Raw genomic sequence first — 11,994 nt, 5'->3', positions numbered from 1 at the left:
CGAAATCTGGAAGAGGGTGGTACCGCATGAAGTCCGCGAAGTCGGTATGGGTGCGCAGTCTGCTCACCGGCGCGGTGCTGGCGACCCCGCTGGTCCTGACGGCCTGCAGCGGGGGAGGAGTCGAGCCGCCGGCCCAGGTGGACGCGGCCACGCTGGTCCAGGTCTCCCCGACGGCCGACGGCAGGACGGGCGTCGACCCGAACCTGCCCGTCGTCATCACCGCGAGGAACGGCGGCCGGCTGACCGACGTCACCGTCGTCGCCGACAACGGCCGCCATGTGGCGGGCACGCTGGCCGCGGACGGCCGCTCCTGGCGCTCCAGCGGCCCGCTGGCGATCGCTACGCACTACACGGTCCACGTGACCGCCGCGAACGGCGACGGACGCGGCAGCGTCCAGCGGGACTTCACCACCCTCAACTCCTCCGCGCTGCTCACCGCGACGATGACCCCGCGCGACCACGCGGTGTACGGCGTCGGGGAACCCATCGCCGTCGCGCTCAGCGCGCCGGTGCACGACCCGGCCGCGCGGAAGATCGTGGAGCGGGCGCTGACCGTGCGTTCCACGCCACAGGTGGTCGGCGGCTGGTACTGGGTGGACGACAAGACGCTGCATTTCCGTCCGCAGTCCTACTGGCCCGTGCACGCGACGATCGCGGCCGCCTTCGACCTCGGCGGCGCACGCGTCCAGAACGGCCTCTACGGGGGCGCTCCGGCCTCCGTGGCCTTCCGCACCGGGGACCGGATGCTCGCGGTCACCGACGCCGCCAGCGACTACCTGACGGTCTACAAGAACGGCCAGGAGATCCGCAGCATCCCGGTGACCACCGGAAAGCCCGGCTTCTCCACCCGCAACGGCATCAAGGTGGTCCTGGAGCAGTCGCAGGAGGTCTTCATGAACTCCTCGACCGTCGGCATCGCCGCGGACAGCTCCAACGCCTACCACCTGGACGTCTACTGGGACACCCGGGTCACCTGGAGCGGCGAGTTCGTGCACGCCGCGCCCTGGTCGGTCGGCTCCCAGGGCGTCGCCAACGTCAGCCACGGCTGCACGGGCATGAGCACCGGCAACGCCGAGTGGTTCTACAACGCCTTCCGGCGGGGGGACCTGGTCCAGGTGATCAACAGCGCGGGCCACCAGATGGAGCCGTTCGGCAACGGCTTCGGCGACTGGAACCTCAGCTGGTCCGCGTGGCAGCAGGGCACCGCGCTCGGCGGCCCGGTCCGCACCGCGCCGGTGACGGCGGCGGACCTCGCGGCGGCGAGCTCCTCGACGTCCACGACCACGGCGTCCACGACCACGGCCTCCACCACGGCCTCCACCACCACCGCGTCCACGACGGCGTCGACCACGGCGTCGACGACGGCGTCCGTTTCGGGCTCCGGCGCAGCGGGCGGTGACGCGACGCGGCAGGGCGGCGCAGGCGCGCTGACGGCGGGTTACCTCCGGCCGGGCACCTGAGGCCACGCACCCCTCCTTCGAAAACTCCTGCGAACACGGAGCGCCCCCTCCACAATGGGGTGCTGCGTGATCAGGGGAGTGATCGAGGGAGGGGTGCGTGGCAGGCAGAGAACTCGGCAGACGGTTGACGCTGCCGATCGTGCTGGTCGGAACGTTCATGGCGATCCTGGACGTCGCCATCGTCAATGTGGCGATCCCGTCCATCCGTTCCGGACTCGGCGCGGGGTTCGGCGCGGTGGAACTGGTGGTCTCCGGATACACCATCGCCTATGCGTCGCTGCTGGTGACGGGCGGGCGGCTCGGGGACATCCTGGGCCGCAAACGAATGTTCGTGCTGGGGTTGCTGGTCTTCACGGCCGCCTCGGCACTGTGCGGGGCGGCACCGGACATCCCGGTGCTGGTGCTGGCCCGGGTGTTGCAGGGCGTCGGCGGGGCGATGCTCTACCCGCAGGTGCTGGCCATCATCCAGACCACCTACACGGGCGCCGAACGCGGCAGGGCGCTGGGCGTCTTCGGCGCGGTGATCGGGATCGCGTCGATCGCCGGTCAGCTGATCGGGGGCGCGCTGCTGGCGCTGAACCTGTTCGGGTGGACCTGGCGGCCGGTCTTCCTGGTCAATGTACCCGTAGGGATCCTCGCGGCGGTGGCCGCCGTGGTGTGGCTGCCGGACGACCGGAGCGAGTCGCGGACGCGGCTGGACCTCGGCGGCGCCGGCCTGGTGACGGCGCTGCTGCTGCTGGTCAGCGTGCCGCTGTTGCTGGGCAGGGATGAGGGGTGGCCGCTCTGGCTGGTGCTGCTGCTGGTCGCGTCGCTGCCGGTGGGCTGGGTCTTCCTGCGGTTCGAGCGCGGCGTCGCGTCCCGTGGCGGGCAGCCGCTGGTACGGCTGGACCTCTTCCGGAACAGGGGATTCGCCGGCGGCGTGCCGATCGCGATCCTGTTCATGATGTCCTACGCGGGGTTCCTCTTCACCCTCGCCGTCTACCTGCAGACGGGGCTCGGCTTCTCTCCGCTGAAGTCGGCGCTGGTCTACACGCCGAGCGCGGTGGGGTTCTTCGCCGCCTCGCTGGTGGCGCCCCGACTGGTCCCGATGCTGGGGCGCCACGTCCTCGGCGCCGGCTACGTGCTGGCGGCGCTGGGTCTGTTCGGCACGGCCGCGACGGCGGCGGTCGCCGGGAGCTCGCTGACGGTCTGGTCACTGGCACCCACCATGCTGCTGACCGGCATCGGCCAGGGTTTCGGCATGAGCCCGCTGGTCGGCACCATTCTCTCCGGCGTGCCACCGCAGGACGCGGGCGGCGCGTCGGGCATCGTCACGACGTCGATGCAGACGGCGAACGTGCTGGGCGTCGCGCTCTTCGGGCTGCTCTTCTTCAGCCTCGTCGGTACGCAGCCGCCGGGCGCGGCGTACGCCACGGCGTTCGGCGAGCTGATGCCGATCAGCGCGGCGCTGCTGCTGGGCGCGGCCCTGCTGGTCCACCGGCTGCCGGTCAGCCCGGGACAGCCTGCGAACGCGCTGATCGAGCGCCTTCCGGGCTGGGCGGGCGGCTTCGCCTGGTCGATGTTCCTCGCCACCGGCGGCCGGGTCGGCCAGTCGTTCTTCGACGAGTTGCTCAGCCGCGTCCGCGGCCAGCGGCTCACCCGCACTGAGCAGGCACCGGAACGGCTGGGCGAGTTCCTCGCCTTCCACTACCGCGAGCACGAGTCGGCCGACACGGCCTGGCTCGCGTACCTCCAACGCGAGGCGCTGGCGTACGGGGACCGCACGATTCCGAAGGAGGACGAGCGCGAGCCGGTCATCCGCGCGCAGATTGCGGAGGTGACACGCCGCCAGGAAGCGGGTCTGATCGACCCGGAGCTGGACCCGGCCCTCTTCCGCCTGCTCTGCTTCGCCCTGGCGAGCTACCCGGCGCTGCTGCCGCAGATCACCCGGATGGCGACCGGACTCTCCCCCCACGACCCGGAGTTCGTCGCCCGCTGGGAGGGGTTCATCCGGAGGATAGGAACGGACCTGGAGTTGCAGGTGCCTCAGGGGCGCGGGGAACTGCGCGAGTAACCACCCGGTGCGGAGGTGGTCTGCCCGCTCGTGGCGGCAACAGCAAGGGCCCCCTCCCGACTTCGGGAGGGGGCCCTACCGCTGTGGCGGCGGCTTACTGCAGGTGCGCTGCGCGCTTAGTGGTGGCCGTGGCCGCTGGTGAGCTCGGCGTGCTCCTCGGCCGTCGGCTTCGCGATCTGGCTCTGCGGGCCGAAGTAGCCGTCGGAGAGCTTCGCGCGGAGCTTGGCGACGCGACCGACCTTGCGCTTGACGCCGTTCTCGTCGACCGCCGGGGGCAGCTCGGCCGGGGCGTTCTGCTCGTGGGCGGTGAGGCGGAACAGCTCGTCCTGCGGCAGCTGCGCGTGGACCTCGATGAACTCACCGTGGGGCAGGCGCTTGATCGTGCCGGTCTCGCGACCGTGCAGGATCTTGTCCCGGTCCGCGCGCTGCAGACCCATGCACCAACGCTTCGTCACGATGAACGCGATGACCGGGCCGACGAAGAACAGGATGCGGCAGGCCCAGGTGATCGAGTCGATCGACAGGTGCAGGTGGGTGGCGAACAGGTCGTTGCCGCCGCCGACCAGCAGGATGATGTACTCCACGATCCACGCGACGCCCAGACCGGTGCGGACCGGGGCGTTGCGCGGGCGGTCGAGGATGTGGTGCTCGCGCTTGTCACCGGTGATCCAACCCTCGATGAAGGGGTAGAGCGCGATGACGACGAACATCAGACCGAAGACCACGAGCGGGATGAAGACGCCCAGCACCAGGGTGTGACCCCAGGCCCGGATCTCCCAGCCCGGCATGATGCGGATCAGGCCCTCGGAGAAGCCCATGTACCAGTCCGGCTGGGCGTCGGTGGACACCTGGTCGGGGCGGTAGGGACCGTACGCCCAGATCGGGTTGACCGAGGCGATCGCCGAGACGAACGCGATGACACCGAAGACCAGGAAGAAGAAGCCACCGGCCTTGGCCATGTAGACCGGCATCAGCGGCATGCCGACGACGTTCTTCTCGGTGCGGCCGGGGCCCGCGAACTGGGTGTGCTTGTGGTAGAAGACCAGGATCAGGTGGGCCACCAGCAGGCCCAGCATGATGCCCGGGATCAGCAGCACGTGGATCGTGAAGAAGCGCGGGATGATGTCGTTGCCCGGGAACTGACCCCCGTACAGGAACATCGCCAGGTAGGAGCCGACGATCGGCACCGACAGGATCGCGCCCTCCATGAAGCGGATACCCGTACCGGACAGCAGGTCGTCCGGGAGCGAGTAGCCCATGAAGCCGTCGAACATGCCCAGGAAGAGCAGCAGGAAGCCGAACAGCCAGTTGATCTCACGCGGCTTGCGGAACGCGCCGGTGAAGAAGACGCGCATCATGTGCACCAGCATGGCCGCGACAAAGACGATCGCCGCCCAGTGGTGGATCTGACGGATCAGCAGACCGCCGCGCACGTCGAAGCTGATGTCCAGCGCCGACTCGTACGCCGCGGACATCTTGATGCCCTGCAGCGGCACGTACGAGCCGTGGTAGACGACCTCGGCCATGCTGGGCTGGAAGAACAGCGTCAGGTAGACGCCGGTCAGGATGATGATGATGAAGCTGTAGAGGCAGATCTCACCGAGCATGAAGGACCAGTGGTCCGGGAAGATCTTCCGCAGGTTGGACTTGGCCAGGTTGTAGATACCGAGGCGGCCGTCCGCCCAGTCTGCAGCCTTCTCGCCGAGGTGCTTCTGCTCGATGCCGGCCTCGCTGTGGCCGATCTGCTCCACGTGGGAGTCCTCGTGTGCGTGGGTACTCATTCGCTGCGCTCCCAGAAGCCGGGGCCGACGGGGGCGGTGAAGCCGTTGAGGGCCTCGAGGTTGCCAGTCGTGTCGATCCCGATCTGCAGCTGCGGCAGCGGGTGACCGGCCGGGCCGAAGATGACGCGGGCGCCGTCCGACAGGTCGAACGTCGACTGGTGGCACGGGCAGAGGACGTGGTGCGTCTGCTGCTCGTAGAGGCTGATCGGGCAACCGACGTGGGTGCAGATCTTGGAGAAGGCCAGCACGCCCTGGTAACCCATGGACGCCGACTTCTTGTCCTTGATGTCGGACGGCTGCATGCGAACCAGCATCAGCGCGTCCTTGGCGATGCGCTCCTGGAAGTCGTCGTCCGTCTCCGAGAGGTCGGACGGCATCGCGAAGGTCAGCGAACCGACCTGGACGTCGGAGGCCTGGATCGGTTCACCGGTGTTCATGTTCTTCAGGAGCATCCCGGCCTTCCAGCCGGTGGTCTCCAGCTTGTTCTCCGGCAGCGGGCCCAGGTCGCGGAAGAGCACGACCGCGGAGAGCGGGACCATCGCCATGGCGCCGATCATCGTGTTGCGGATCAGCTTGCGACGGCCGAAGCCCGACTCCTTGGAGCCCTGGCGGAAGTCCGAGAAGACCTGCTCGCGGACCGCCGGGGTGGCCTCGATCGGGTGACGCTCGGAGATGTGCTCCTCGTCCGACATCAGCGTGCGGGCCCAGTGGACCGCGCCGGCGCCGATGGCGAACAGCGACACGCCCAGCGAGACGCCGAGGGCGAAGTTCAGCGGGGCCACGTTGCCGATGGGCCAGATGTAGACGTGGTGCGTCGGCCCCGGCTTGAAGATGACATAGCTGGCGATGAAGGCCACGGTGGCCACCATCGACAGCATGAACCACATCGCGACCTGGCGCTCCGCACGGCGGGCGGCCTTCTCGTCGATGTCGGTGCGGCGGTGCTCGTGGGGCGGCAGGCCCGGGTCGGCGAAGTAACCGTCAGGTCCTACGACGGGTTCGCCGCCCTGGCCGTGCGAGGCCTCCGGCAGGTGTTCTTCAGACATGTTGTCCTGGCTCGTCATGACTTCTTGGCCTTGGGGGTGCGGGCAGCGACCCAGATCGCCACGCCGATCAGGGCGCCCAGCGCGAAGATCCAGCCGAAGAGACCCTCGGAAACCGGACCGATGGAGCCCAGCGTCATACCGCCGTAGCTCGGGTTGGAGTTGCTGTTCGTCGCGTGGGTGACGTAGGCGACGATGTCCTTCTTCTGCTGCTCCGGCATCGTGGAGTCAGGGAAGAGGGGCATGTTCTGCGGGCCGGTCAGCATGGCCTCGTAGATGTGCTTGTCGCTGACGCCCGCCAGCGGCGGTGCGTACTTGCCCTCGCTCAGTGCGCCACCGGCGCCCGCGAAGTTGTGGCACTGCGCGCAGTTGGTGCGGAACAGTTCGCCACCTGCCGCGACGTCACCACCGGTGTACTGGTCGGCGGAGGGGATCGCCGGGCCCGCGCCCAGCGTGCCGACGAAAGCGGCGAGCTGGTCGATCTGAGCCTGGTTGTAGATGACCTTCTTCGCGGGCACCTGGGGGCCGGGCTGCTGCGCGGGCATACGGCCGGTGCCGACCTGGAAGTCGACGGCCGCCTGGCCGACGCCCACCAGGGAGGGTCCGTCCTTGGTGCCTTGTCCTTCCAGACCGTGGCAGCTGGCACAGCCGACCTGGTACAGCCGCTTGCCCTCCTCGACCTGGAGGGACTGGCTGGCGTCGGCCGATGCGCTGCTCGTCGGCGCGAGCGCGGCATACAGCCCCCCGGTGAACGCCAGCGCGAAGATGAGGACGACGAGCGCTGCCAGCGGGTGGCGCCGTCGTGCGGAGAGCTTTTTCACGGATTAACCCCGGTGTGAGGATCTGGAGCGTCTTGGAGTCCGGTAGACCGTCAGGACGGTCCGGCCCTGCTACTTGATCAGATAGATGGTCGCGAAGAGGCCGATCCAGACCACGTCGACGAAGTGCCAGTAGTACGACACGACGATGGCCGCGGTCGCCTGCTCATGCGTGAAGCGCTTGGCCGCATAGGTGCGCCCGAGCACCAGCAGGAACGCGATCAGACCACCCGTCACGTGCATCCCGTGGAAGCCGGTGGTGAGGTAGAACACCGAGCCGTAGGGGGAGGACGACAGCGAAAGGCCGTCGTGCTTGACCAGCTCCGTGTACTCGTAGATCTGACCGCCGATGAACATCGAGCCCATGATGAAGGTCACGATGAACCAGGCCCGGAGCTTCTTCACGTCGCCGCGCTCGGCGGCGAAGACACCCATCTGGCAGGTGAACGAGGAGAGCACCAGGATCGTGGTGTTCGTTGCGGAGAAGGGAACGTTCAACGCCTGGTTCTGCGAGTGCCAGAAGGCGGTACCCGTCACCGAACGAAGCGTGAAGTACATCGCGAAGAGGGCCGCGAAGAACATCAGCTCGGAACTCAGCCAGACGATGGTTCCGACGCTGGTGAGGTTCGGCCGGTTGACCGAACCGTGTGCGTGCCCGGTTTCTACTGCAGTTGCTGTCGCCACGACCGACATTATGTCGGTCCCTTATTCCGCACTAACGCCGGGGGGTCATCCTCGGTGTGTCCGGGGTGTGACGTACCCTCCGACCTCGCCGATCTTCCTGTTCTCCCTCGAATGGCCTGCCCATTCGGCGCGTGTCGCGCTTGCGCGACGGGCCGTGGTGTCCCTCGAAGTAGTGAAGGGGATGGGGCTGTCCGGGCCGAGTCCGGCGGAAGACGACGCCTCGGCCGTCACGTTACGGGGGAGACCGTCGTTGTCCCGGTGTTGTGTTCACCCGGTGTTGTGGCGTGCGGGACACGAGTAGCATCCGGAGCGAGCACCCCGCAGTGGCCCCGATCACACTCACGTCGATTCACACTCGCGTCGATGACACCCGAGGGGGAGTACGAGCGATGGCACTGAACATCCTTGTCTACAGCGACGACCGGAACACCCGTGAGCAGGTGCGCCTGGCGCTCGGCAAGCGGCCGGACGCGGAGCTGCCGGAGCTCGCCTACTTCGAGTGCGCCACCGCGCCGGCGGTCGTGGCTGCGATGGACGCGCACAGCAAGGGCGCCAAGCGGGTCGACCTGCTGGTGCTGGACGGCGAGGCGGTGCCGCTGGGCGGCATGGGCCTGTGCCGCCAGCTGAAGGAGGAGATCTACCAGTGCCCGCCGGTGCTGGTGCTGATCGGCCGTCCGCAGGACTCCTGGCTCGCCACCTGGAGCCACGCCGACGCGGCGGTCCCGGCGCCGGTCGACCCGGTCGCGCTGGTGGAGACGGCGTGCGCGCTGCTACGCCCCGGGCACCGTCCGTCGCTGGCAAGCTGAGGCGCTGGCAAGCTGAGGCGTTGACGGGCTGAGGCGCCGACGCGGTGAGCTGCGGGCCAGGCTGAGAACGTACGTCTCGCCGCGTGAGATCTTGCGTCTTGCAGGGTGTGCCGCTCGATAGGCTGGGCCGGTCTGGCAGATCAGAACCCGGCCTTCGAGAGGCGACAGCCATGGTGCACTCCAATCCTGCGTTCGGCGGCGACGACCCCGCGCGGGTGCGCACCTGGCCGGACGTCCTGATGCCGCTGTTGTCGGGCGAGGACCTCTCCGCGGCGGACACCGCCTGGGCGATGGACCAGATCTTCTCCGGCGAGGCGACCCCGGCCCAGGTGGCCGGCTTCATGGTCGCGATGCGCGCCAAGGGCGAGACGGTGGAGGAGATCACCGGTCTGGTCGAGGCGATGTACGCGCACGCCACGGTGATCGAGGTCCCCGGCCCCGCCGTCGACATCGTCGGTACCGGCGGCGACCGGGCCAAGACCGTCAACATCTCCACCATGTCCGCGATCGTCGCGGCGGGCGCGGGCGCGCGGGTCGCCAAGCACGGCAACCGGGCCGCGTCCAGCGCGAGCGGCGCGACGGACGTGCTGGAGAAGCTGGGCGTCAACCTCGCCCTGACGCCGCGTCGGGTGGCGGAGGTCGCGGTGGAGACGGGCATCACCTACTGTCCGGCGCCGGTCTTTCACCCCTCCATGCGGCATGCCGCGACGGCGCGCGCGGAGCTGCGCGTCCCCACCTTCTTCAACCTGCTCGGCCCGCTGACCAATCCGGCCCGGGTGGGCGCGAACGCGGTCGGCTGCTTCGACCGGCGCATGGCCGGTCTGATCGCCGGCGTGCTGGCGCGCCGGGGCAACTCGTCGCTGGTCTTCCGCGGCGACGACGGCTTGGACGAGCTGACCATCACCACGACCTCGACCGTGTGGCGGGTGAGGGAAGGCGAGGTCGAGCAGTTCGTCTTCGACCCGCGTGAGGTCGGCATCTCCCTGGCCCCGATCGAGGCGCTGCGCGGCGCGGACGCGTCCTTCAACGCGGAGGTCGCCCGACGGGTGCTGGCGGGCGAGCGGAGCCCCGTCCGGGACGCGGTGGTGCTGAACAGCGCGTCGGCGCTGGTGGCGCTGGAGCAGGGCGGTTCCACCGCGCCGTTCGTGGAGCAGATGCGCTCCACGATGGAGCGGACCGCCGAGTCGATCGACTCGGGCGCGGCGGAGCGCAAGCTGGCCGAGTGGGCCAACGCGACCTCGAAGGGGTAGTTGCGGTACCTCCAGGGGCGCGGGGCTCTGCTGAAGTGCGGCTCCGCCGCGCCCCTGGACAGTGCAGCGTCCCATTATCTGAAACGCGCTTCGCCCACGGAGTGAACATCTGCCATACTCCCTGACAGGTCACGAGTGATAGCACGCGGCGTCAGCCGCTGAAGCCCCGGCTCGCTGTCCGGCAACCCTCCAACCGTGGTGGGGTGCCTCCGGGTGACGACCAGGCCTGTGGCGAGAACGCCGCCAGGCAAGCGCGGATCTCCCGAGGAGTGTTCTCGTGTCGAAGCGAATGCGGTAGAGGCTCTCAGCGCCTCCAACTCTCCGTTCCCTGCCCCGTAGCCCGGGGTTCGTTCGCATACCCATGTGCAACTTCCGGAGGTACCGCCATGTCTGTCGTCGCCCGTAATGTCACTATTTCTGAGCATGTGACTGTTTGCGCTCCGCTCGAGGTCCTCGGCCGGGACGTCGAGGTCCCGCTGGTCTCCGGCGAGAAGGTCACCTACGCCGCGCTCGACTACGCCGCCAGCGCGCCCGCGCTCCAGCGGGTCTGGGACGACGTCGCCGCGTACGCGCCGTACTACGGCAGCGTCCACCGGGGCGCGGGGTACCTCTCGCAGCTGTCCACGGACCTGTTCGAGCAGAGCCGGGCGACGGTCACGGACTTCCTCGACCTGCGTGAGGGCGACCAGGTCGTCTTCACCCGGGCCACCACCGACTCGCTCAACCTGCTGGCCGGCGCGCTGCCCGCCGGGACCCGCGTCTTCGCCTTCGAGACCGAGCACCACGCCTCGCTGCTGCCCTGGCCGGGACGTGGCCTGGAGGTCACCTACCTCCGCGCGCCGCGCTCGCCGGAGCAGGCCGTGGCCGCGCTGGACGAGGCGCTGCGCGCCGCAGGCGGGGGACCGAAGCTGGTGTGCGTCACGGGCGCGTCCAACGTGACGGGGGAGATCTGGCCGGTCCGGGAGCTGGCTGCCACCGCGCACGCCTACGGTGCGCGCATCGTGCTGGACGCCGCGCAGTTGGCGCCGCACCATCGGGTCTCGGTGCGCGAGCTGGACGTGGACTGGGTGGCCTTCTCCGGGCACAAGCTCTACGCGCCGTTCGGCGCAGGGGTGTTGGCGGGACGTGCCGACTGGCTCGACGACGCGCAGCCGTACCTCGCGGGCGGCGGCGCGAGCCGTACCGTGGCGCGGGAGGTGGACGGTTCCGTCGCCGTCGAGTGGCACCAGGGCCCGGCCCGGCACGAGGCGGGCTCGCCGAACGTGATCGGTGCCTACGCCGTCGCCTCGGCCTGCCGGGCGCTGACCGAGATCGGGTTCGACGCGCTTCAGGAGCGCGAGCAGCAGCTGATCGACCGGCTGCGGGCGGGCCTCGCGGAGGTGCCGCAGGTACGGGTGCTGACGCTCTTCGGGGAGGACCACCCGCGCGTGGGCGTGCTCTCCTTCGTGGTGCAGGGCTGGAACAGCTCGCACTTCGCCGCCGCGCTCTCCGCCGAGTACGGGATCGGCGTGCGCGACGGTCTGTTCTGCGCGCACCCGCTGGTGCGGACGCTTCTCGGGGGCGAGGAAGCCGCTCCCTCCCAGTGCGGCGCGCCGGAGGCGTCCCTGCCGGGGGAGCGCAGTCTGAACGCGATCCGGGTCAGCTTCGGCGCCGGCACGCCGGTCGAGCACGTGGACCGGTTCCTGCACGCCGTACGGGAGTTGGTGACCGACGGGGCGCAGTGGTCCTACCGCACCGAGGGCGGTCGCTGCGTGCCGGACACCCGTCGCGGCTGAACGGTACGGGAGACGAGGCGCGGCTCAGTCGTCGAGCCCGATGGCGAAGGCCGCGTCCAGGTCGTGGGAGGAGTAGGTGCGGAACGCCACGTGCGTCTCGGTGTGCGCGACGCCCGGAACCTTGTTGACCTGACCGGGGATCACGTCGGCCAGCTCCTCGTGCGCGCGCACCCGCACGACGGCGATCAGGTCCCAGCCGCCGGTGACCGAGTAGACCTCGGTGACGTTGTCCAGCGCCGCGATGCTCTCCGCGATCTCCGGGATCCGGTCGACGCTGGCCTTGATGAGGACAATGGCGGTGATCACGGAGTCTCCTGTCGCGCG

General features: G+C 69.4%; 10 protein-coding genes and 1 riboswitch. Of the genes, 5 read left to right on the top strand and 5 right to left on the bottom strand.

All coding sequences use genetic code 11. The annotated features are described in order from the left end of the window. Nucleotides 1-26 precede the first annotated feature (26 nt). Nucleotides 27-1,460 carry an Ig-like domain-containing protein gene (locus tag ABH928_RS11130; RefSeq protein WP_370064816.1) on the top strand — a complete coding sequence of 478 codons (1,434 nt, stop codon included), beginning with the start codon at nt 27-29 and terminating at the stop codon, nt 1,458-1,460. A gap of 97 nt (nt 1,461-1,557) precedes the next feature. Further along, nucleotides 1,558-3,513, top strand: a complete 1,956-nt coding sequence (locus tag ABH928_RS11125) for an MFS transporter (RefSeq protein ID WP_370064814.1) — start codon at nt 1,558-1,560, stop codon at nt 3,511-3,513. A 116-nt stretch (nt 3,514-3,629) separates the two neighbouring features. On the opposite strand, the gene ABH928_RS11120 is transcribed toward ABH928_RS11125, so the two are convergent. From ABH928_RS11120 to ABH928_RS11105, 4 genes are all read right to left on the bottom strand, one after another. Beyond that, nucleotides 3,630-5,294: a cytochrome bc complex cytochrome b subunit gene (locus tag ABH928_RS11120; RefSeq protein ID WP_370064812.1), complete on the bottom strand. Its 1,665-nt coding sequence runs from the start codon at nt 5,292-5,294 to the stop codon at nt 3,630-3,632. Next, on the bottom strand, nt 5,291-6,358 hold the full coding sequence (locus ABH928_RS11115; protein WP_370064810.1) for a Rieske 2Fe-2S domain-containing protein: 1,068 nt from the start codon (nt 6,356-6,358) through the stop codon (nt 5,291-5,293). Before ABH928_RS11115 ends, ABH928_RS11120 begins: the two co-directional genes overlap by 4 nt. Further along, nucleotides 6,355-7,158, bottom strand: coding sequence for a c-type cytochrome (locus ABH928_RS11110; protein ID WP_370064808.1), 804 nt, complete (start codon nt 7,156-7,158; stop codon nt 6,355-6,357). Before ABH928_RS11110 ends, ABH928_RS11115 begins: the two co-directional genes overlap by 4 nt. A 69-nt stretch (nt 7,159-7,227) precedes the next feature. Next, complete coding sequence (locus ABH928_RS11105; RefSeq protein WP_370064806.1) at nt 7,228-7,848, bottom strand: heme-copper oxidase subunit III; 621 nt, start codon at nt 7,846-7,848, stop codon at nt 7,228-7,230. A gap of 380 nt (nt 7,849-8,228) precedes the next feature. On the opposite strand from ABH928_RS11105, the gene ABH928_RS11100 reads away from it, so the two are divergent. The 3 genes from ABH928_RS11100 to ABH928_RS11090 all read left to right on the top strand — a co-directional run bounded on the left by ABH928_RS11100 (nt 8,229) and on the right by ABH928_RS11090 (nt 11,670). Beyond that, complete coding sequence (locus ABH928_RS11100; RefSeq protein ID WP_370064804.1) at nt 8,229-8,645, top strand: hypothetical protein; 417 nt, start codon at nt 8,229-8,231, stop codon at nt 8,643-8,645. Nucleotides 8,646-8,815: 170 nt separating this feature from the next. After that, on the top strand, nt 8,816-9,895 hold the full coding sequence (gene trpD / locus ABH928_RS11095; RefSeq protein WP_370064802.1) for an anthranilate phosphoribosyltransferase: 1,080 nt from the start codon (nt 8,816-8,818) through the stop codon (nt 9,893-9,895). A gap of 127 nt (nt 9,896-10,022) precedes the next feature. After that, nucleotides 10,023-10,155: riboswitch (SAM riboswitch) on the top strand. Nucleotides 10,156-10,281: 126 nt separating this feature from the next. Then, the gene (locus tag ABH928_RS11090; RefSeq protein ID WP_370064800.1) at nt 10,282-11,670 is read left to right on the top strand and encodes an aminotransferase class V-fold PLP-dependent enzyme; all 1,389 of its coding nucleotides are present in this window, start codon (nt 10,282-10,284) and stop codon (nt 11,668-11,670) included. A 24-nt stretch (nt 11,671-11,694) separates the two neighbouring features. Here the strand turns inward: ABH928_RS11090 and ABH928_RS11085 are convergent, their stop codons facing one another. After that, nucleotides 11,695-11,976, bottom strand: a complete 282-nt coding sequence (locus ABH928_RS11085) for an Lrp/AsnC family transcriptional regulator (RefSeq protein ID WP_370064798.1) — start codon at nt 11,974-11,976, stop codon at nt 11,695-11,697. Nucleotides 11,977-11,994 lie beyond the last annotated feature (18 nt).

The sequence above is a fragment of the Streptacidiphilus sp. MAP5-3 genome, assembly GCF_041262505.1.
In the GTDB taxonomy this organism is placed as follows: domain Bacteria; phylum Actinomycetota; class Actinomycetes; order Streptomycetales; family Streptomycetaceae; genus Streptacidiphilus.
Note: the sequence above shows the minus strand (reverse complement) of the source record. Positions and strands in the feature narration are given on the sequence as shown.